General features: G+C 41.6%; 22 protein-coding genes and 1 pseudogene. 10 read left to right on the top strand and 13 right to left on the bottom strand.

Going from position 1 to position 21,863, the window contains the following annotated elements; all coding sequences use genetic code 11:
• The first annotated feature begins 13 nt into the window (after positions 1-13).
• The 6 genes from P3L37_RS17430 to P3L37_RS17405 all read left to right on the top strand — a co-directional run bounded on the left by P3L37_RS17430 (position 14) and on the right by P3L37_RS17405 (position 3,534).
• Positions 14-688 carry a helix-turn-helix transcriptional regulator gene (locus tag P3L37_RS17430; protein WP_210799349.1) on the top strand — a complete coding sequence of 225 codons (675 nt, stop codon included), beginning with the start codon at positions 14-16 and terminating at the stop codon, positions 686-688.
• Positions 689-702: 14 nt separating this feature from the next.
• Positions 703-1,149: a hypothetical protein gene (locus P3L37_RS17425; protein ID WP_272667494.1), complete on the top strand. Its 447-nt coding sequence runs from the start codon at positions 703-705 to the stop codon at positions 1,147-1,149.
• A 59-nt stretch (positions 1,150-1,208) separates the two neighbouring features.
• Entirely contained in the window at positions 1,209-1,427 is a 219-nt protein-coding gene (locus P3L37_RS17420; protein ID WP_004905193.1) for a hypothetical protein, read from the top strand.
• Positions 1,428-1,516: 89 nt separating this feature from the next.
• Positions 1,517-1,933: an antirestriction protein gene (locus P3L37_RS17415; protein WP_272565402.1), complete on the top strand. Its 417-nt coding sequence runs from the start codon at positions 1,517-1,519 to the stop codon at positions 1,931-1,933.
• A 240-nt stretch (positions 1,934-2,173) separates the two neighbouring features.
• Complete coding sequence (locus tag P3L37_RS17410; RefSeq protein ID WP_272667496.1) at positions 2,174-2,608, top strand: antirestriction protein; 435 nt, start codon at positions 2,174-2,176, stop codon at positions 2,606-2,608.
• Positions 2,609-2,709: 101 nt separating this feature from the next.
• A complete protein-coding gene (locus P3L37_RS17405; protein ID WP_272667497.1) occupies positions 2,710-3,534 on the top strand; it encodes a DUF932 domain-containing protein in 825 nt (274 codons plus the stop codon).
• A gap of 131 nt (positions 3,535-3,665) precedes the next feature.
• Here P3L37_RS17405 and P3L37_RS17400 read toward each other — a convergent pair whose 3' ends face one another.
• Positions 3,666-4,820 carry a hypothetical protein gene (locus P3L37_RS17400; protein WP_272667498.1) on the bottom strand — a complete coding sequence of 385 codons (1,155 nt, stop codon included), beginning with the start codon at positions 4,818-4,820 and terminating at the stop codon, positions 3,666-3,668.
• 807 nt (positions 4,821-5,627) lie between these two features.
• Positions 5,628-5,837 (bottom strand): annotated as a pseudogene (locus P3L37_RS21425) (hemagglutinin repeat-containing protein); the annotation flags it as partial.
• 237 nt (positions 5,838-6,074) lie between these two features.
• Between P3L37_RS21425 and P3L37_RS17395 the strand changes: the two are divergent.
• Both P3L37_RS17395 and P3L37_RS17390 read left to right on the top strand, forming a co-directional pair.
• Positions 6,075-6,965, top strand: a complete 891-nt coding sequence (locus tag P3L37_RS17395; RefSeq protein ID WP_004907568.1) for a LysR family transcriptional regulator — start codon at positions 6,075-6,077, stop codon at positions 6,963-6,965.
• Between the two features lie 14 nt (positions 6,966-6,979).
• Entirely contained in the window at positions 6,980-7,864 is an 885-nt protein-coding gene (locus tag P3L37_RS17390; protein ID WP_109912794.1) for a dihydrodipicolinate synthase family protein, read from the top strand.
• Between the two features lie 63 nt (positions 7,865-7,927).
• Here the strand turns inward: P3L37_RS17390 and P3L37_RS17385 are convergent, their stop codons facing one another.
• Positions 7,928-9,307 carry an MmgE/PrpD family protein gene (locus tag P3L37_RS17385; RefSeq protein ID WP_004907570.1) on the bottom strand — a complete coding sequence of 460 codons (1,380 nt, stop codon included), beginning with the start codon at positions 9,305-9,307 and terminating at the stop codon, positions 7,928-7,930.
• A gap of 77 nt (positions 9,308-9,384) precedes the next feature.
• Positions 9,385-10,752, bottom strand: a complete 1,368-nt coding sequence (gene purB, locus P3L37_RS17380; protein ID WP_109912793.1) for an adenylosuccinate lyase — start codon at positions 10,750-10,752, stop codon at positions 9,385-9,387.
• A gap of 392 nt (positions 10,753-11,144) precedes the next feature.
• Here purB and metC point away from each other — a divergent pair, with 392 nt between their 5' ends.
• The gene (gene metC / locus P3L37_RS17375; RefSeq protein WP_272667499.1) at positions 11,145-12,320 is read left to right on the top strand and encodes a cystathionine beta-lyase; all 1,176 of its coding nucleotides are present in this window, start codon (positions 11,145-11,147) and stop codon (positions 12,318-12,320) included.
• 34 nt (positions 12,321-12,354) lie between these two features.
• A complete protein-coding gene (dcuC, locus tag P3L37_RS17370; RefSeq protein ID WP_004907576.1) occupies positions 12,355-13,725 on the top strand; it encodes a C4-dicarboxylate transporter DcuC in 1,371 nt (456 codons plus the stop codon).
• Between the two features lie 316 nt (positions 13,726-14,041).
• Here the strand turns inward: dcuC and P3L37_RS17365 are convergent, their stop codons facing one another.
• The 9 genes from P3L37_RS17365 to P3L37_RS17325 form a co-directional block, all read right to left on the bottom strand.
• Positions 14,042-14,908 carry a hypothetical protein gene (locus P3L37_RS17365; protein WP_004907580.1) on the bottom strand — a complete coding sequence of 289 codons (867 nt, stop codon included), beginning with the start codon at positions 14,906-14,908 and terminating at the stop codon, positions 14,042-14,044.
• Positions 14,909-14,914: 6 nt separating this feature from the next.
• Entirely contained in the window at positions 14,915-15,445 is a 531-nt protein-coding gene (locus P3L37_RS17360) for a fimbrial protein (protein ID WP_109912792.1), read from the bottom strand.
• A gap of 18 nt (positions 15,446-15,463) precedes the next feature.
• Positions 15,464-15,976: a fimbrial protein gene (locus P3L37_RS17355; RefSeq protein WP_110731614.1), complete on the bottom strand. Its 513-nt coding sequence runs from the start codon at positions 15,974-15,976 to the stop codon at positions 15,464-15,466.
• A 2-nt stretch (positions 15,977-15,978) separates the two neighbouring features.
• Positions 15,979-16,476 carry a fimbrial protein gene (locus P3L37_RS17350; protein ID WP_004907589.1) on the bottom strand — a complete coding sequence of 166 codons (498 nt, stop codon included), beginning with the start codon at positions 16,474-16,476 and terminating at the stop codon, positions 15,979-15,981.
• Between the two features lie 10 nt (positions 16,477-16,486).
• On the bottom strand, positions 16,487-17,023 hold the full coding sequence (locus P3L37_RS17345; RefSeq protein WP_238562563.1) for a fimbrial protein: 537 nt from the start codon (positions 17,021-17,023) through the stop codon (positions 16,487-16,489).
• A gap of 10 nt (positions 17,024-17,033) precedes the next feature.
• Complete coding sequence (locus P3L37_RS17340) at positions 17,034-17,642, bottom strand: fimbrial protein (protein WP_109912791.1); 609 nt, start codon at positions 17,640-17,642, stop codon at positions 17,034-17,036.
• A gap of 39 nt (positions 17,643-17,681) precedes the next feature.
• Complete coding sequence (locus tag P3L37_RS17335) at positions 17,682-18,458, bottom strand: fimbria/pilus periplasmic chaperone (RefSeq protein WP_228367295.1); 777 nt, start codon at positions 18,456-18,458, stop codon at positions 17,682-17,684.
• Between the two features lie 69 nt (positions 18,459-18,527).
• A complete protein-coding gene (locus tag P3L37_RS17330) occupies positions 18,528-21,197 on the bottom strand; it encodes an outer membrane usher protein (protein WP_004907604.1) in 2,670 nt (889 codons plus the stop codon).
• A gap of 92 nt (positions 21,198-21,289) precedes the next feature.
• Positions 21,290-21,826: a fimbrial protein gene (locus tag P3L37_RS17325; protein WP_004907606.1), complete on the bottom strand. Its 537-nt coding sequence runs from the start codon at positions 21,824-21,826 to the stop codon at positions 21,290-21,292.
• Positions 21,827-21,863 lie beyond the last annotated feature (37 nt).

Below are 21,863 nucleotides of genomic sequence, written 5' to 3'. Positions count from 1 at the left end.
TAAGGACAACATCATGTCGACTTCTGTGTCTCGCCATGACCGGCTTGCGTCTCGGTTGGCGTTTATTATTAGTCAATTATTTCGCGGGGAAACCGTTTATTTATCCGAGCTGTCAGAAGAGCTCAATGTCTCGACTCGTACCCTACGGCGTGACTTTAATGAGCGCCTTCAATATCTGGACTTGGAATATCACCAAGGTGGCTATCGATTGGCAGCATCACAGCGTCCCTTTCGTACCGATAAGGACATATTGCGCTTTGCTGCCATTACGCATGTCACCTCACTGTTTCCGGCTTTAGACAGGAAGCTGCTAGCAGTTCTGCTCGACCCGACGATTGATTCACCGTTTATTGTTTACCATACCCCGCCCGAACAGCGTCCCTCGCTGTTCGGGGGCTTTTATATCTTGACACAAGCCATTGTAAAACGGCGTTTACTGCAATTTGCCCACCAAGGAAAAAACATCACGAACGTTGCCCCGTATAAGTTGATTTATTACCAAGGTCATTGGTATCTCGCCGCTGATATCGCGGAGCACATTCATGTCTTTGATGTGATGGCCTTGCAAGACGTGGTCATGACGGCGCGGGGCTTTCGTTATCGTGAAGACCTAAACCAGCGGCTATGTGAAGAGGCGTTTATTCAAGCTTTGCCACATTACCAATATATCCAATCTTTAATGAAATAATGGAGTTCATCTTTATGAAAAAGGTACTATTTACGACTTTAATCTCGCTAACGGTTTGTGCTCAAGTATTAGCACTTCACCTACCCGGTGAAATTCAGCCCACACGTTATACCTACTATTTAACGCCAGAATATGGTCAAAAATTGAAGGAGAAAAATGAGAGTAATGAACGACCTGTCCTAGGTGTGCCTCATGGAGAGTTGACAGGCGACACTCCAATTCGACAAGCAAAAGGTTTTCCTGCCCCTACCGCGATGACCTGTATTAGTAGCGTTTATTATAATCGTGGTGCAGCGGCTAACTGGTTAAAAGTCGCCTGCGTCGATAATAATGGTTTAGCTTATTCAGCCGATAAAAAATGGCCACCTAAATCAATAGCCAAGCGAGTTTGCACTGTAGGTCAATCAGGCTGTGACTCTTTTTTAGTTTTGGATAGTGATAACTGGTCTGGTCCTCAATAAGTTACGCTCCCCCTTACTTGAGCCTGTTCTCACACAGGCTTACTTCCTAGGAATTCATCATGTCGATTTTTAAACTTATCGCCACCTCTGTGAGTGTTGTGACACTGGTGTCTATCACCTACTACGCCCAGAAGACGGTCAATGAGCAACTTACGCTTGAAGGCGAGTATTCTGATGCAGAAATTCAAGCGGCTCGACTTGGTGCAACACTAGCCTGTACCACGTTATTAGGCGGTGCCATTGAGCGACTGCTTAACGGGCTATTTAGTGACCACTAAAACTCAACTATTTCAATGTAGATTCAACATAACGGCAGGCCAATCGGTCTGCCTTTTTTATTTCATCCTATCCACAAAAGGGCTTTCTTATGACACTTGACCTCATCATCGCAACACCCGTTCCAAGCCAGCAGCGCACGCATTTTTGGCAAACCCACTTTGGCACCGTTAAAGGCTTCGCCACGTTTGAAGTTGTTATCTTTACCACCATGGGTCAGTTTTGTGAGGATTACCACGGCGGGTATTGGGAATATTGCACTTTATCTAATGACGGCGCTTTTATTTATCCCGATTTGAATCAAGAGGAGCTTACGCTATTCAATCAGCATAACGGCAATGAGGCGAACGTTAGCTGTGAAGCGGCAGGCATTGCTGTGTGTTTGATGATGTACAGTTTATGGTCATTTCAAACGGAAAGTGACATCCTCGTCGATCGCTTTTATCAATTGCGTGATTATGCGGCGCAACACCCAGAACGTTCCGCCATTTTCCATCTAATCGATTAACCACGTCCTTATTTACGCCTTCGTATTATCTGATTCATTATAAAAGCATCATCAGACTAACCCATTAATTAACTTACATTTATTTTTATATCTATATTATTTTAGTGAATCAATCATCAGAATGCGTCACTAAAAATGATACTCAATATACCTATCATTTCGAGAAAGCTCTGCACCGCAAGGTGTAGGGCTTTTTTGCTTATTACTGTCTATCAATATCGACTGAATTGGAGTTCTATTATGTTTACTTTACAAGAGCAAGAATCAACGGTTATCAAAACCAACCTCGTCAATTCCCGTGGTCGTAGTACCTTCTGGCGTTTTTACTTTGGTACTGTGCCAGACTGGCAACGTATTGAAGGCGATATCTTTAATCTGATGGATAAGATGTGTGAGGTCTATCAAGGTGCTTTCTGGGAGTTCAGTATGCTGTCTAATGGCGGCGCATTTATCTGGCCTGATATGCTCGAAACCTCCCTGCATATGTTTAACCCGCATAACGGAAATGAAGCTGAGTTAAGCCCTGAAGCAGCCGGTATCGCAGTCTGTCTAATGGTGTATAGCATCTGGTCGTTTAAAACCGAGAGTGCTGTGCTGGTAGAGTATTTTTACCAACTTCGTGACTATGCGATGCAACATCCCGAGCAAGCACAAATCTTTCACCTAATTGACTAAGTTATTGATAACGCTTTAATACAGCGTCCACCAGCTTATCACCTCACTTATTTCCTTTATCTTATTTTAATTTATCAGTGTTATCACTGAGGAGTCCCCCTATGTCTCGTTTAGCTTCTCGCTTTGGTGCGGCAAATAGCATTCGTCGTGACCGCCCGTTAACCATTGAAGAATTGTTCCGCACAGTACCTAGCGTATTTTCAGAAGAGAAACACGAATCCAGAAGTGAACGTTATACTTACATCCCAACCATTACCTTATTGGATAGTCTTCAAAAGGAAGGCTTCTACCCGTTCTTTGCTTGTCAAACTCGTGTGCGGGATGAAAGCCGTCGCGATCATACTAAGCATATGTTGCGCCTCAGACGCCATGATCAAATTACAGGTAGCCAAGTGCCTGAAATTATCCTACTTAATAGTCATGATGGCTCAAGTAGTTATCAAATGTTGCCGGGTCTATTTAGAGCTGTATTCTCCAACGGTTTAGTTTGCGGCGATACGTTTGGCGAAGTGCGTGTACCCCATAAAGGCGATGTGGTAGGGAAGGTGATTGAGGGGGCTTATGAAGTACTTGAAACGTTTGATTCGGTAGCAGAGAAGCGAGAACAAATGCAGTCATTATTGTTACCACCACCAGCGCAACAAGCCTTGGCACATGCGGCTTTAATTTATCGTTTTGGTGCGGAATATCAACCAATTACAGAGGAGCAAGTATTACAGCCTCGTCGCCGGGAAGATAAGAAAGATGATCTTTGGACCGTCTACCAACGTTTGCAGGAGAATTTAATCAAAGGGGGATTATCAGGCAGGAACGCTAAAGGCAAGCGAGCTCGCACTCGATCGGTGAATGGGATTGATGGGGATATTAAATTAAATAAGGCGCTATGGGTGATGACTGAAAAAATGCACGAGTATTTTGGAGATTGATTTATATTCATGACATTATAAAAGGCATGACGTCGACTAAAATATCGATGGTATGCCTTTATAATTGAATGTCACTTTGTGCATAGGACTTAGATAAAATAAAACAGCATTAGAATTTAAGTTGTTGATTATTAATCAACAATAGCTGCCCGTTGTATATGTCCACTATCATCATGACTAACGACAAGTCGTAATTTACCATTTTGTGATAAGACTTTTTGATGATTATTTTTAAGCTTAATTAATGAATTTTCAAATTGTTCGTAATTATTGGTTGCATTATTATTAATAAGTTCTAGCGTGTTAAGAATAAAGCTGCGGCGAAGGCTAAGAATTTCATCACTGTTAAACTTGGCTTTAGATAACAAATTATTAGCTTTGGTGGCTATTATTTCAATAAGGTTACTTAAAGCAGCATTCCAAACGTCTTTCTTTAAATCAAATTGGCTAAAATCTTTACTTAATGGATCAATACAGGCTTGTATATATGCCAACAATGATGCCATCTTAAGAAAAACATTACGGCGAGTAATTAAAGGGGGGATCTGTTCTGATATTTCCTTCAATTTCTGGTAAGTACCACCTGTCCCAAAAATATCTAAATTCGTTAAGCTAACTACTTCATTTTTAATATTTTGTAGGTCAGCTAATAACTTAGCTTGTAATACAAAGGCATCAGCAACAATATCTTCAATCTTAACCTTTATCTGCAAAGACATTTCATAGTCAAAATCACCACGTTGCATCTTTTCAATAATTCCTTGAAGGTAATCAATGCGGCCTTCGACTTCTGCTGCATTATGACTATCAATTTTGTCTCTTAAACTATTAACCGCTAGTTTTATATCTGTTAAGTTTTTATTGATATCGGCTAGATGAGCTTGAGCTACAATTAAACTCATTAACTGAAAAGATCCTGTGGCTAGTTGTTTTAGTTTTCCAGCCTCGACTATTCGTCCTTTTCCTGCCACCCTCCCAACTTTAGCTCCACTACTGTGAACTGCATCAGCGAGTACTTCACCAGTTTTAGTTCGCATCATTCTTAGTGAGCCATCTTTTAGGCCTTTTTGAATTTCAGGTTTAAATACAAGCTCAATGGTACGTCCACTTGTATTGATAACCCCTTGCATAGATTGTGAGACTAAGTTACTAATCTTACTTAGATCTTCTTTTTTTGCGATTGGAAACGATATTTCATCAGGAAAAGATAAGCACTCTTTTGCATAGATAATGGGTACACCATTTTCATCAGTTAAGGTACTATACTGAAGCTCGTTGATATCCATAAGAATCCTCTAGTCATTATCATAGGTATTTCCTTGTGATATCATTTTACCATACAAGAGCTAGTAATTATGCCAAACAATCGTTGTATTTAAGTTATTAAAAAGCGGGTCACATAATCTTAAACTTTATACCTGCTCTTTAATGATTTTAGTCGGTGAGTATACATATAAGTATACAAAAAATTCCCTATAAATTTATAGCAAATAAAAACAATGCATTGCCTATAAAATGCGAGTCCGGCCTTCGCACCATAAGAACATCAAGAGACGTCAACCGACGTCTTTTTTTGTATCTGAAATCCAGTGCTTGCAAGGCTTTCCCCCGCATTTTCAGTCAATGCATGTCAACTTAACTCAACCCACATTAACCTCCGAGTGAGTATATACGTCGCTTCGATAATGAATGTATATTCGTCATACTTCGAATTACATGGTTGTTGGCTTCGTTCAGCTATCCGAGTCACATAGTTATCTATGCTCCTCGGCTATCTTCACTAGCTGCCTACACGTAATCCGAATTATTTAGAGTATATGCTTGCTCAGAGGTGAGAGGATAAAGAATATGGCACAATCTACCCGCAGCAGCGGATTGATTATTTAGCTCAGCAATAACAGCGCATAACGCAGCATATGCCATGGCATTCGCGGTTTTATTATCTTCATCTACTTGCTGTTTTATCAATGTCGCTTAGTACGGCGGCGAGGCATTTGCCAATGCACCTGCTAAATTATCAACTGCCAGGCCTTGTAGCTGCCCCGACGCTGACCTCTTGTTGTTTGGCATCATAGCCCAGGTCGATTTGGACGCTATCGCCCGTGAGGTTCAAGTCTTTTTGAGCAATCAGCTCCGCCCACATGCAGTTTGTTGCCAGCGGTTAAGCTGACATCGTTTTCTGCGACCACCGAGGAGCCTTTAACGTTCAGGTCGTTCCCTGCGGTAATGGTGACTTTTTTGCCACTGAGCAAGCTGCCTTTTTCACGAGTGGTCTCATCGTGTTGGATAGTGTGCTCACTGCTGGCGCTTAAAAAGCCTTTACTGCTACGCTGCTCTTCGACGGTTTTTTGTTTTCTTAATTCTGCAAGATTAACGAGTTATGGCGGATATTCAAGTGGTCAAATTTATTATTAAGTAGCTACAATTTAGAGCCAAACAATTGAGCTCTAACATAGATTCTTTAAGGCTTTTTTCTTAGTATGTAAATTAAACACTCTTGTTTAATGATATCTTATACCTTAAGAAAAGAGATAACTAAAATGCCAGCTGCTAAACGCCCTATTTTTAATTTGGAGCTTGATTTACTTCGTACTTTTATTGCGGTTGTTGATGGTGCAACTTTTGCCGCCGCTGCAGAATCTGTTTGCCGAACGCAATCAGCGGTGAGTCAACAAATGCAAAGGTTGGAGTCACTCATTGGCAAGGAGTTATTTGTGCGGCAAGGCAGAAACAAAGCATTGACAGATTCTGGTACACAGCTATTGAGCTATGCCCGTCGTATTCTGCGGCTTAATGATGAGGCATGTTTATCGCTAGTTTATGAAGAAATTGACGGGGTATTAAAAATTGGTTCGCCAGATGACACAGCGAATACCATATTACCTGATTTACTAGCCAGATTTTCAGGGGCTTATCCAAATTTGATCATGGATATTATTGTCAAACGTAGCCCATTTCTTATGTCAATGTTAGAGGATAATGAACTCGATTTGGCCATTTCAACCGAGGAACATGTTGGTTACCCTAAAATTGTCTTACGTGTTTCCCCTTCGCTATGGTATTGCGGGAAGCATTTTACCTTTAATTTAGAGCAGCCACTGCCATTAGTTGTGCTAGATGAACCGAGCACTTACCGTGAGATGATGATCAATCACCTCGATCAACAGCAAATACCTTGGCGAATTGCGTACATGGCAACAACATTATCTGGTGCACGTGCTGCGGTTAGGGCGGGATTGGGCATTATGGCGCGTTCAATTGAACTTTCAGGGGAGGATTTACGCATACTCGGTGAAGATGAAGGGTTACCAGCACTTCCGGCAATTCGATATAACTTGTACCTCAACTCAAAAAGCCCAACTAAAGCCGCCCAAATTCTTTTTAACTCATTAAAAAATGAACAAACAGACGTTATCTCCCATAACAACTAAAATTAGGAGTGATTATGACCCATTTTCACGGTATTTTTCCTTATCTTGTTTCACCAGTTGACCAAGCTAAAGGGGTTATTCTTGAATCATCCCTTCGTCATCTAATTGAACATCTTATTTCGAGCGGAGTTCACGGGTTGAGTCCGTTAGGGAGTACAGGTGAATACGCATATTTGTCACAAGAATTGCGAAATGAAGTCGTTCGCATTACGGTTGATCAAGCCGCGGGGCGGGTACCCGTATTAGCGGGGGTCGCCGGTTTCTCAACATCAGATGCGTGTTCACAAGCAGAGCAATATGCCAAGTTAGGTGTGGATGGTATGGTACTGATATCCCAAAAAATGTACCCTCTGAGTGACAAAGCTCAATTGAGTTATTTCCAGACAATAGCAGAGTCTTTTCCTGAAAAATCGATGACGGTCTATACCAATCCTGGTTTATTAGGGGATGTGCTGTCAATTTCTCTTTTGAATGAATTAAGTTATATCCCTAATATCGAATATGTTAAGGATGCATCGAGTAATACTGGAAGGTTATTAACAATGCTCAACACCTTCGGTGAGCGAGTTAAAATTTTTAGTGCTTCAGCTCATATTCCTTTATTAGTCATTAAATTAGGTGGCGTGGGCTGGATGGCGGGTCCTGCCTGTGTATTGCCAAAACAATGTGTTGAACTATATGAGTTGGCCACTAGAGGGGATTGGGATACAGCGTTAGTAAAACAGAAAGAAATGTGGCAAATCAACGAAGCTTTTACGCAATATGCATTAGCATCATGTATTAAAGCATCTTTAAACATTCAAGGATTTAATGTTGGTGACCCGATCCTTCCACAAGAACCTCTCAATGATGTTGCTATTGCTCATTTACAGCAAATTATTGCTCAGTTAAATGAATAATAATAAGGGGAAAGAAAAATAGAAGCCCATTTAGTGTGGGCTTCTATTCGTTAGTCGGTATTATTAAATACCGACACGCAATAACTGTGTGATAGCCTGTATAGTTTTCGTTTCGAAGGACAATACACTTTTAGCAAGCTGCGCAGCTTGTTCATTTTTCATTACCAACTCTGCATTGTCATAAAATTTGCTCACAATATCCTCCAACGACATTGGATTTTGTGGGTTACCGTATTGGATATCTAGTCGTTCCGTTATTGTCTCACCATTAGTTAATGTGACAAAAATTAAGCCGGGAAAATAGGTTGGAAAAGGAATTTCATTTTCAGTGGGATAACGATAACTGACTTTTTTCGCGAGGTTTTGGATATCTGTTCGCTGTAAATTTTGGGCTGAGAGCAAACTTAATGTTAATTTGTCTTCGATAAAGCCTGCGGCAAACAACCACGGGAGGCTAAATTTCGCTGCATAGGCACTCTGAGGAGCCCATTTTTGTTCTGGTGGCTCACAAATTAAGGCAGCTGCAACGGGATCGACAACGCATTCTACTTTAGCAATTTGCTCGAGGGTTATTCCTTGTTGTAATAATCGTCTCCCACAATCGACAGTGGCATGAGCAAAATGGCAAGCAGGGTAGGGTTTAATGGAAACATTCATGAACTGCCAAATATTACCTAAGTCTTGGGTGACTTGCTCGGGATGCGCATTTTCACGAAGACCATGTGTTTGGTACAGGCTATAGCGCCCTTCAAAAATAGTTTCTGGCCCTGTCATTCCGCCTTTAGCTAAACAAGCTGCAATAATGCCTGATTGCGCAGCCCAGCCCGCATGAAAACATTTTGCAGACGAGCTATTGGTTAGGTATTCAGCAACACCACTGGCTTGGCTTCCTGTTAGTCCAAGAGCATGAACCGTTTGTTCCCGAGTTAATTTAAGTAATGAAGATGCACAAGCTGTCGAGCCAAAAATACCAGCTATGGCTGTAGAATGGAAGCCGCGTTGATGGAACCCGCTGTGGCTTGCTAATCCCACTCTGGCAGCAACTTCCCAGCCAATAATCCATGCAGTAATGAGCTCTTGCGTTGTTGCTTGTAAATGTTCGCCGAGTGCAAAGGCGATAGGGGTAAGTACGGCACTACCGTGAGTGATTGAGTCGGTGTGTGTATCATCAAAATCTAATGCATGTGCAGAAATACCATTTACTAAAGCGGCGGTGGTAGTTGAAACGGTTTGGTTACTTCCCCAAATTGGGATTTTTCCTTGATGATCAGGTAAATAAGCGACTCCCTTACGGCATTGTGTTGCACTTTGTTGGAGACTTCCGGCAAGTGCAACGCCTAATGTATCGAGTAAATGATACTTGGCGCGTTCAACAACCTGCGGTGGAATATCAGAAAATGATAGGGATGTGATAAATTGGCTTAGCTGTTGGCTTAATGTCATAGATACCTCCGGTGAATGAAAAAGCCAGCACTTGACTGGCTTTAAGAAAGTAAAGATTTAAACTTTGCTAAAATGAATTAGTCATTAAGCCAACCGGATGCTTTGGTTTGTTCTATTACTCGAGTGACTTGTTCAGGAGCATTTCCCACATAGGTCGTTGGATCTAATAGGGCATCAAGTTCTTCTTGCGTTATATGGTCACGAATGCGCGTGTCACGGTTAATGGCCTCAATAAAAGTGATGCCTTCTTCTTGGCCAGACATAGAAGCTTCATAAACAATTTCATGGGCAGTTTGTTTACCCGCTTTGTCTGATAAAGCAAACATGACGCGCTCAGCGAGCATAAATCCACCTAAAATATCTAAATTTTGGCGCATCTTATCGACATGCACGTTTAATCCCCCTAATACCGTTTTCATGTTATCGAAGATCACCGAAAGCATCAGGCACATTTCTGGCATCACTTTCCATTCCATCTTCCAAATCGCACCATCTCTTTCGTGTTGGTGTTTCATCATGTCGGTAAGCACTGAAAGATTAGCTTTCAATGTATTACTGACACATGCCGCATTTTCGACAATGGCAGGATTACGCTTGTGTGGCATCGTTGAGGAGCCAACTTGACCTTTACTAAAAGGCTCTGAAAGTTCATCAATTTCATTGTGAGCTAATAATAAAATTTCATTGGCAATTTTTCCTAACGTGCCGCTAATTAAACCAATCAGCATGCCATATTCACTAAATCGGTCGCGAGCGGGTTGCCAAGAGATTTCAGGAGTGCCTAAACCGAGTCGATTTAATACACGAACTTCAAGCTCATCTGCTTTGTCGCTCAATGAGGCCTTAGTTCCAACAGCGCCAACAACGCTACCAACGAATAAGCGAGGTTCGATTTCTTTTAATCGTTGATAATGGCGTGCTAATTCCGTTAACCAAATTGCAGTTTTGTGTCCAAAGGTAATCGGTAAGGCTTGTAAGGCTAAGGTTCGTCCTGCCATTGGTGTATTACGATGCTTTTCGCTTAACGATAATAAAGAACGCCCTAATATTTTGATATCACGTAAAAAAACGTTATGAGCCTCTTTAAGTTGAAGCACTAAGCCTGTGTCCATAACATCTTGTGTCGTGGGGCCAAAGTGGACGTATTCACCAAAATGTTCAGGACAAGCATGTTCTAAACCACGGATGGTTGGAACAAGTGGGTGACGAGTTAAACGCACTTGCTCTAAGATGAAATCCATATCTAATTTTTCCAGTTTTGCTGTATCAGCAATGATCTTCGCAGCTTGCTTTGGAATCAAGCCTAATTCAGCTTGTTCAATTGCTAATGCTGCTTCGTAATCAAGCCAATTTTGCATTCTGACTTTATCAGAAAAAATAGCTCGCATTTCTTCTGTAGACCATAAGTTCTTTAATAATACCGAATCAAAAACACTAGTACCCATAATATTCCCCTGTGTAAGAATAATATTGAAAATTAAAAAGCAATTATTTGTTAGAGAGTTTCTTTATTTATGCAACAAATAATAAAAATAAACACCTTAATAAGATTAATGTTAATTAAAGGCTTTCTTATGTGTTTATAATTTCATTAAAATCAATATGTTGTATTTTTATTTATTGTTTATTATCTATCGATTTTAATTCTTAATTTTCTCTTAAGTTTTCATTAATTTAATTAATGCTCATTTGTATGATGAAGATCATCTTTTTAAATAAGACATGTTTTAAAAGAAAAGTAATTTGATATACATAATATGAATTAAAAATTATTAAAAATAAATAATCTTCCTTTTAATTATCAGGGGATCTATTCCTATATTTGGAGAAATAAATAATGACATTAAATAAATATACAAAATTGATACATAGTGGACGACAAACTATTACAACATCAGGACCAATCAATCCACCAGTAATGCGAGCGAGCACTATTGTTTTTGATTCAATTAAAAGCTGGCGTGATGTTCGCGATCGCCGCGCAACGGAACGTGTTTTAAGTTACGGTGCGCGAGGTACAGAAACAGCATTTGCACTTGAAAGCTTGGTGACTGAATTAGAAGGAGGTTATAGAGCACAGTTATTTCCTACAGGTCTAGCCGCGATTGCCGTCACTATTATGGGCTATGTACATAGTGGTGGGCATGTATTGTTTGTGGATTCGGTTTATGAGCCTGTGCGCAAAATTGCCGATGCTTTTTTAAAACCAAACAATATTGCCTATAGCTTCTTTAAAACAGATGGCTCAGATTTTGAACAAAAAATTCAGAGTAATACACAGCTTATTTTTGTTGAGTCCCCAGGTTCATTACTTTATGAAATGTTGGATTTACCCGAAATATGCCGCATCGCACATGAACGAGATATCCCTGTCGGCGTTGATAATACTTGGGGCTCAGCATGGCTTTATAACCCACTAGAATTAGGCGCGGATGTTTCTGTAATTGCAGCAACAAAATACCTCTGCGGGCATTCTGATGTGATGATGGGAATTATGGTCTCGACAGAAAAAGCTTGGAAACAAATTGGTGCCTTGCCAGAAGCTTTAGGTCAAGCCAGTAGCCCCGATGATGCAGCTTTAGTTTTACGAGGAATGCGGACTTTAGGGCAGCGATTAGCTGCGCATGGCAAAGCCGCGTTAGCGATTTCACAATGGCTGGAAACGCGTCCTGAAGTGGAAAAAGTCTGGTTCCCTGAATTACCATCTCATCCGCGACATGATCTATGGAAGCGTGACTGCAAAGGTAGTAACGGTTTATTAACCATTGAATTCAAAAAACAATATACCGCGAAGCAAACAGAAAACTTTATTGATGCTTTAGCCCTGTTTGGTATCGGTGCATCGTGGGGTGGGTTCGAAAGCCTCGCACTACCCGCTAACGTAGTCGGTGCAAGAACAGCATCAGATTGGCGTGAAGGCCACGGGCCTTTTGTTCGTTTACATATTGGCTTGGAGTCTGTGGATGATTTGATATCCGATATTACACAAGCATTTTCAACATTAAACCAATAACAATAAAGCTGCACCAATACTGGGGAATTCTTCTATGACAGGTTTAATCATTGCCGCGCTAGTTACAGCGCTGGTTGTTTACCTGCTGGCTCGAGGTTATAAGCCTCAGCCAGTCTTGTTGCTAGGGGGCTTGCTTTTGCTGCTCCTAACCGCATCTTTAGATCTTAATTCATTGTTACCAGAAAACAAAACTACGCATTTTAAGTACTTTGATATCTTCCAAATTTTTACTGATATCATGAGTTCTAGATTAGCAGGTCTAGGGTTAACATTAATGGCGATTGCTGGATTCTCCCGTTATATGGAGCATGTGGGGGCAAGTCGCGCATTATTTGCTATTTTTGAAAAACCACTAAAGACTATTAAATCACCTTATTTGTTATTAGTGATTTCATTTTTAGTAACGCAAATTCTCGTTATTTTCATTCCAAGCCATGCCGGGTTGGGGATGCTACTAATGGTGACTATGTACCCAATATTAATTCGTTCAGGTATCAGCCCGCTTTCTGCTTTAGCAGTTATCGGTTGTTGCCAATTTATTGACCATGGACCCGGTTCCGGTAATGTCATTATGGCAGCGAAAACAGCAGATATTGAACCCGCCGTTTACTTTGTTCAGTATCAATTACCCGTAACTATCCCTATTATTATCGCAGTGGCAATCACCCATTTCTTTATCCAGCGTTGGTGGGATAAGCGTGAGGGGTTTGTTTTTGATTTGAGCAAAATTGATTCTATTAAAGAAGATAGCGGTAATAAAGTTCCATTGTCTTATGCGTTGTTACCAGTTATTCCATTGATCTTAATTATCGGATTTAGCCCATTATTACATCCATACATTAAGTTGGAAGTCACCACTGCGATGATCATCAGCACTGTCATTGCACTGATTTTTGAATACGTCCGTTTACGTGATGCGAAAGCCGTCATGGACAGCTTTATGTTGTTCTTTGAAGGCATGGGGAAACAGTTTGTTTTAGTGGTTTCTTTGATTGTTTCAGGGGAGTTTTTCGCAAATGGATTACTCAAAAGTGGAGCGGTGGATACGTTAATTAGTGCTGCTCAAGATGCTGGCTTTGGTATCGGGGCGATGATTATTGTTATGAGCGCCATCCTTGCACTTGCGGCGTTCCTAATGGGCTCAGGGAATGCAGCATTCTTCTCTTTTGCTGCATTGACACCGAAAATTGCTGCTTTTCTCAAAGTGGATGTGGTGACGCTCATTTTACCAATGCAGATCATGACAAGCTTTGGACGTACAGTTTCACCTATCACTGCAGCAATTGTTGCAATTGCAGGGATTGCAGGGGTTTCACCGTTTCAAATAGTAAAACGGACGGCAATCCCAATGGCAGTTGCCGCAATAGTTAACCTTGTTGTAACTTTCTACTTCTTATACTTCTAATTAGACTCGCGCATTTATCCCTTAAACTTTTCGTTACTCTTCGGTTTAAGGGATTTTTTTATTGATTGGAGGGCTATTATTCATCCTTTTATCAAAAACTATCATCAATGATAGTATGGGTATGTGAATATTTTTGTCGCAGTAACCGTTGATTGGATTATTAGTAATAAGGTTGATAAATCAGGCACTGAAAGAAATATCAGTGCCTAGATATGAAAAGCAAAACTAATTAATATTCATAAAAGTAGCGTATTGTATTAAAAAATACGCTACTCAACTATCAAGTCAGTGAATTGGGTTAGAAGGTTTTGATTAACTAATTAAATGCAATAATGACGACTGCATTTCCAGTGTAATACCCAGGTGTTACTGTTCCTGATGCATGTAATTCAGAAGTGAATGTAAATGAATTCGCCGCATTATTCCCAGAAATGTTCATGTTCGCGCCATTCCAGCCATTTTGATTATTAATTAATGGATTTGAATAAAAGTTAGAAGTCGAATTTAAATATACATAACGCTCACCCGTGGTTGAACGAGCAAATAAATTGATATTTGTCGCCTGTGTACAAGTGATATTGCCAGAAACTGAGTTTGTTTTACCATTTAAACTCGTGTTACTGAGCGCCCCGTGATTAACAAAAGCAGGCAAAGAAATACTACATGTTTGATTTGTAGGTGGAATTTTACCACAGACGCTACCTGGCCACTGGATTGCATTCCTAACTCCCGGGGTTGGTTTATGGTTAACATAGAATAATCCAATACAAGTCGCATTTGGGCTATCAATGACAAACGATGCACGATAAGGAATTCCTTTTGCACTACGAAAAGCCGCTGCGACTTCTTCCGCTGTTCGATACTGGTTAATTCGAATGCAGTTACCATAATCTAAGCAAGATCCACTCAACGATGGCGCACCAGATGCATACAGAACATCAGGGCCTACCCAGCACTCGGTTGATCCATAACAAGGGTTAGTAACACCACTTGCTTCACTCCAAGAAAGAATGTCCATCTCAACACGAGGCCAAGCTCCAGAGGTCATACTCACAGGCATTACATACGCAATCGCATTGGCAGGGCGAGAAGGAAATAGAGACGCTAATGCGATGATTAATAATAAAATACTCAAACGGCTTGTATTTAACATTCCGTATATTTTTGCTTTTTTCGCATACATAATGATTTACTCATAATCTAATTTGAACGTGGCACTCGCAGCCCATGAACCGAGCACAATTGATTTATTTTGCAATGCAACTGGCTCAGCTCTCACATACGCTTGAAATCGTAGGTCATTATTATTTCCGGTATACAACCCTTGGGTATAACTGCCACTATTAATTTTGATTGCTGTACCGGAAATACTTTCAATACCAACCGCCACACCTGTTGCTTGGCTTCCAGCATCTAACGCTAATAAACCAGGTAAAGCCAAACTTTCTGCGCCCATAAATGTGACTTTCACTTCATGGCCTAACGCTAAATCGCAATTGATTAAGCGAATGGTAAAAGGTTGGCTATTTGTTTGAGTATTCAGATACAGGTATTTATCCACGATCGTTCCGAAATCTAATTCAATCGATTCGTCGCCAGGATAAATGTCACAAGCATCTTCAATTAGCGTGCCATCAAATTCCACATTTGCAGAAAAAGCGGCAGTGGCACCCAAAAACCATAAGCCAAAGGCAAAGCTCATATTACGTTTAATATTCATAGTTATGACTGCCGCCTCCTATTCAAAAATAATGGTTAACGTGCCTGATGCAGTAAAATTATCCCCTACGAGTTCGCTTCCTGAGCGCATGACAGGAACCGCTGAAAGGGATGGTAGTGAAGCCGCATTAATCAAAAAGGGTTCATTCAATGGTTGAGGTTGGCCATTTTTCTGAATTTGAATGCCTAATTTGCCATTATTCAACGGTGTCACCGTTCTTAATGTCGCATTATCAAATCCACTTCCCGCAGGTGTTCCTGCGAATATCAAGCTGATATCCCACGGTTGTGTCATATCGCCAACACAATCTAATTGAAAAGGAATAGATTGCTTGAAGGCGGTACCATTGATTTTTCGTACACCGACTTTACCGAATGAAACCTTTATCGGGTCGTCATGGCTTAATTGGCAAACAGGAGGAATAATTAACGTACCATCAAATGCCCAATTTGCTTGCGCTGAAGATATGGACATCACCATTATAAATCCTGCCATCCAATGCTTAATTTGATTGTTATTCCACATAATCATTCTCACTGATACTCAATTTTCAGTGTTGCCAGCGCTGTAAAAAATCCGCCATCGGTATTGGTAAAATTGGCATTGCTGTTTTTTACTGGAGCAACCTCCAAGGTTGGCAGCGCTGTATATAACACATTGAAAGGCTGGTTAATAACTTGCTTAGCATTGTTCACATAAAAGGAAAGCCCGAGTTTTGGGTTACTCGTTTTTAATGCGCCATTGCTATTAAATGATGTTCCATCGCCGACAAGCGTGAGCTTTATAGCGTTTTTCGCTAGATTTGTGCAGCTGAGTCTCATCGGTACAGTACGCTTGTATTGAACTCCATCAATACGCGGAAGCAATATATCGCCAAAATGTATAGTTTCTTGTTGGTTGTTATTCAAAATGCACTCGGGCGGTGTCACCAATAATCGACCTTTTAGCTGGATACCAAGTGTTGCTGCTTGGCTTTGGCTAAACAGGCTAAGCATCATGCAGACCGAGAGAAGATAACGGAATAATTTCATTGATATCATCCTATTGGTAATCCAATACCATCGTAAGATTGCCCGTAAAATCCCCACCTGATGTTAAGTTTACTCCTGTAGGCTTAACGGGGACGGCATACAAAGCAGGCGAACTTCCATAATTAAAATTGAATGTCGCACCATTACTAAGGCGGGTTCCATCACGGTAAATGGCAATACCTAAATTCGGGAGATTGGTTGTCACGGATGACTCACTATTAATTTGCCTATCAGTCCATTTCAGCGTCATCTTTAATGTATTCTTATATAAGCCATTACATATCAAGTTGTAATTAATAGGTGAGCGCCCATAAGCACCATCAATCTTTGCCTGATGTATATCGCCAAAATCTACCGAAGTCGTTGTTGCACCGCCAAGGGTACATTCCGGCTCACCATATACCGTCACGCGGATTTGGATATTAGTGCTTAGGTTTGCAGCGATAGCATTGTAAGAAAAACTGAGTGAAATCAGAGCACCAAAGAGAATTACCCCAGCGAGGACAAGCGCTTTAAAGCATATCGTAAGAAAATAAGTTCCTCTCATCTCCATGCTCCTATTCATAACTTACCTGAAATCTAATTAACGCCTGATAAGCTCCAGCATTTAGTTGAGCGGAGGTACGTACCGGCGTTACATAGTAAGTTAATTGGTTTTGTCCAGGTGAAACCAACTGTGGTGTACTGTACTCACCTAAGTTAATTGGTGAACGCGCTGCATCACTTAATTGCAGGCCAATCCCCTGAACACCGATAACAGCTGCCAAGCGCGGGTCTTGAGTATCTATAGGAGCCAAAAAGCGGATCTTCATTGAAGGCATTTGTTGGCTCCACAAAAGATTCCCCTGTGCAGTGCGGCTGCGGCTTTCACCACTTAGACAATCTTCTAAACGTAGCTCAATCGCAACAGGATTACCTGTTTGCCCGACATGCTGAAGCTGTCCGGTTCCCACAGTACCTAAATTAATAGTTTGATATGCTGATGACATTGCTAAACGACAAGCACTTTCCGTCAAGGCCCCATGGACATATAGCGTGCCATGTGAACCATCTACATCCCAGTTATCAACTTTATTTAGAGCTGTTCCCATCGCCATGTTACTGAATAAATTCAGCGCTAAACTTCCTAAGCCCACATAACGGAGCATCCTGCTTGTGTTTGCCATGATATTCTCCTGCTATCTCATCGCACATTTCAAATCAGTCTATTTTTTTTCAGGTACCACATGGCAGCTATTTCCCTGACATGTAAACGACAGTGTTGGACGACCACCGTAATCATTGATATAGGTCAGCACAGGTTTATTACCTAATGCGTCTGCACTGACGTTCAGTGCTTTGCTGCTTTTTGGTGCCACCATCACTGGCTCAAACCCTGCGACCGTTTGTCCATTTTTGTTGGGAACAGCATCGACAAAAGAAACGTAATAGGCAGTTGGGTTATTAATCGTATACTGGTTACCTTGGCGAGTAAGAGTCACTTTTTCCTGCCATGGGTTATCCATTTGCTCACGTGTCGGAATGATTGCTTTCGGTCGATAAAACAATTTGATACGTGTCTGTAACGCCAGTTGCAGTGTATTGGGCTTATCACTTTTTGGTGGGATCTCACGCAAATTAAAGTAATACACGGATTCTCTGTCTTGCGGCAGTGCCGCTGCACTTGGCAGTGCTTGGATTTTGATTTGGCTTTTTGCCCCTGGCTCAACACGTTGCACCGGTGGCAATACCGTAAATGGATCGCTTATTTTTTCACCTTTCTCATTTTCCACCCAACCTTGAGCGAGATAAGGTAATTGTTTGTTTTCATTGCTGATATTTAAACTGATCGATTTTTCGTCTCCCGTAATAATCGCTCGAGTTCTATCTAATGCAACTGCCGCTTGAGCAGAAGATAGCGTTGTTGAAGTCAACACAACGCCAGCCAATGCGAATACTGCTCTATGGGCATTTTTTTTGTTCATCAATTTGTTTTTCATCATGTTATTCATCATATTGTTATCTTCTATGGTTAAGGAGCACTCATCGCTCTTTGCGTACCACCATTTTTATTATTTTTGTAACCAGCGACTTGGTTCCTTTGGCGCCGTTCTTTCAACTACAGGCACAACAAGTTCTGCTGCTTTCGGCATTGCTTCTAATGCACGACTCGCTGATTGTGTCTTTATGGTCGCTGGCGATGCGGCTTTTGCTCCCGGTTTGTGGCACGGTAGTAACCAGCTTGCCTGTAAATATTCATCTTCTGGCAAGGTATTAGGGAGTGTGATTTCACACTGCACTTGGTCATCCCAACGAACTTGCAAGGTATCTTTTGCATTTAAACCAGTAAGATAGGTATTTCCATCATCACCCACCATACCGACTTGCTGACCACGACCGTTTAAGACTATTGCTCCGAAAGGTGGTGTGCTATTGTCCGATAGCCTTAACAACGCCATCGCACTGTTTCCTGCGACAACATCAAATTGACGGTAGCCAATTGCCCCTTCTGTTAAAGTGCCTTGCTTTATAGATTGAGACACTTGCGCTTCATCTGGTAATGCATTCAAATCAACGCTAATTTGGTTACGGTAATAGCTATTCACGTCACTAATAACGGCTTGTCCAAAGCGGTTGGTACGCACAATAGAGCCGTAACCACGTAGTGGAATATTAGGTACACCATCGGTATCAACAAATATGCGAGTACCGCCAATTTGACTACCACGATGCAGTACGGCACCTTTCTCTGTTGCGGTGAAACCACCTTGCAAAGAGAACCCCGCAGACCGATAACGGTCTTGTTGGTACGTTGCGTTTGCGTTGAGCTGTGCTAAGTCCCCCTGATGAGTGTAATAGCCACTCACGAGCGCACCTGAACGCGCCCATCCGGTACTTAGCTGATAGTTATTTCTCTCATCGATGGTGCTGTAGTAACTCACACGTTGTGAGTTATCATTTTTATCCCAACTACTGTTATAACTAACGGAGCTTTTTTCACCCCAAGGCACGGTGAGTGACGCATATACGCCATCATCATTACTTTCACGATAACGATTTCGATAGGCCGTCAAGTTGAGGCTAAGATTCTTCCATTTACCAATATCAAAGTAGCGCGCTAACGAAATACTATAGCGGTCGTTATCGGGTTGATCCCAATAGGTTTGATGGTAATAGTTAATGAACGCACTTAGTCCTAACTCTGAAAATTGTTGGTTATAAGAGATGGTATACATTTCTTTGCTGTTGTATTGGCGAGCACCTGTTTCCTGCGCATCCAAATACTCAGACATACTCATAAAACCTTGCTCAGAGAATCGATATCCTGCAAATGTCACTTGGCTGTTATAGGTATCAAAACGTTTAGAGTAACTTAAACGATATGAGCTCCCACGATACGTTTTGTTGCCAATATCACTTAAGTTGGTTAGATGCGCCCGAGCATGAGTGATATCGAATGACAATGCACCGAATACCATTAAGTCACGACCAATCCCTATAGCCGCGGATGCATAGTTTTCCGCACCAATTCCACCCCCATACAGTGACCAGCCGTTGTTAACTCCCCAAGAGAACTCGCCACTTGCGAAGGTATCGCCACTAACATGATGGCGCCAATTTGTTGGGCGCCCAGCGGCTAATTTGTAACGCAGTTGTCCCGGACGTGTTAAATACGGAACACTTGCAGTATTGACAGTGAAATTCTGTGTTGAGCCGTCTTGTTCTTTAACTTCAACATCGATTTGCCCAGCTAATGCATCATTCAAGTCTTGGATACGAAATGGACCCGCAGCGACTTGAGTTTGATAAATAATTCGTCCTTGCTGGCTCACAATAACTGTCGCATTACTTTTTGCGACCCCAGTAATTTCTGGTGCGTATCCACGTAGATTGGGTGGAAGCATATTGGTATCGGTAACCAGGCTAAGCCCTGTAAATCTGAAACTATCAAAAATATCAGAGGTTAAATAATCCTCACCTAAAGTGAGTTTTGCACCTAATGATTTGATTGCTCGGTAGACATAATAACGAGTCCAATCTAGTGATGTGGTCGTGCTTTGTCCTTGCTGCTTATCAATACGCATTTGCCAGTCAGCGCGAACACGCCAAGCACCCAAGTTAACACCAGCAACCCCATTACCGCTGGTACTGTAGTTGGTTTGTTGTCCAGAGCGGGTTTGCTGGCCCACTTGTGCATTTAGGTTGTAATCAAACAATGCGCCGGGTAACCCTTCTTCCCAGCGTGCGGGAGGATCCCAATTCTCAGCGGTATATTCGAGGTAGGCTTGCGGCAAACTAATATACATAGCCGAAGTCGCAAGGTCGGCTTTAACCTCAGTTCCGGGTAAACTTTCAAGTGATAGACACTGTCCTTCGTGCCACCACTTCAATGTCGACATCAATTCAGGCTTGATACCGAATTTTTCAACTAAAGCAGGGTTCAGGCAAGGGAGGCTTTCATCCGACTCACCTTCAGGCGCATAGTAAAAGACAGTTTCTTCCGGCATGCTTTGCTTGTTTAAGAAAACCGTAAAACTGTATTCACCAGGCATGAGATAGCCTGGACGCGCAAATTGGCTTAAATCAATGTTGTTACGATCATTGACGTCTAGCATATCCATATTAAATGTAATATCGGATGCGTGACCACCAAAGCTAATAGCCAACGCGACTAAAAGCCCTAATCTGCAAGGCCGAGTTATCCGTAACACAGGCGTGTGAATGAAATTCAGGGTCATCATCTCGACCTTCTTTTGCGTTCTTTTATCCGTAATGTCATTTCGCTCACGAAGCTCGTCCTACAAAGGAGATCTTCATTTCTTAGAGGAACCGACTATTCATAATCCAGTTTGAAACGTAATTGACTGTAGTATTGACCTGATGCCAATGGGCGGTTATTCGCCACCAACCGTAGCCGATAGGTGAGATCTTTTGTTCCAGCTGTTAGTGCGCTCATTGACATTCCTTGGCCTGGTATGGCAATTTCACCATCTCCCTCACGTTGAATTTGTAATCCAACACCTTGAGCTTGTCCGTTTACACCAAATAACCCCCTATCATGGGAGCCATCGAATGTTACGCGAAAATATTGCCAATTCGGTTTGTCAGGATTTTGGCGTTCAAGAACACAATTCACTAATCGGATAACAAAAGGGCGAGCAGGTCCTTGCCCATCACGGCGAATTTGAGTCAGCGCAATACTTCCCATATCAATAGTTTGATCACGGCTGCCGACATCAATTGCACATGCTGTTTCAATAATGCTTCCATTCATACTCACTGAGCCTTGAGCATGTGCAGTTGATACCGCAGCCAACGTGCCTATACTTAAGATCAATGAAAACACTCCACTGGTTATCGAATTATTCATTGCTCCCTCTCTTACACCCAATTCAGTCGGAATGAGC

It is taken from the genome of Providencia sp. PROV114 (assembly GCF_032704305.1).
Classification (GTDB): Bacteria; Pseudomonadota; Gammaproteobacteria; order Enterobacterales; family Enterobacteriaceae; genus Providencia; species Providencia rettgeri.
Note: the sequence above shows the minus strand (reverse complement) of the source record. Positions and strands in the feature narration are given on the sequence as shown.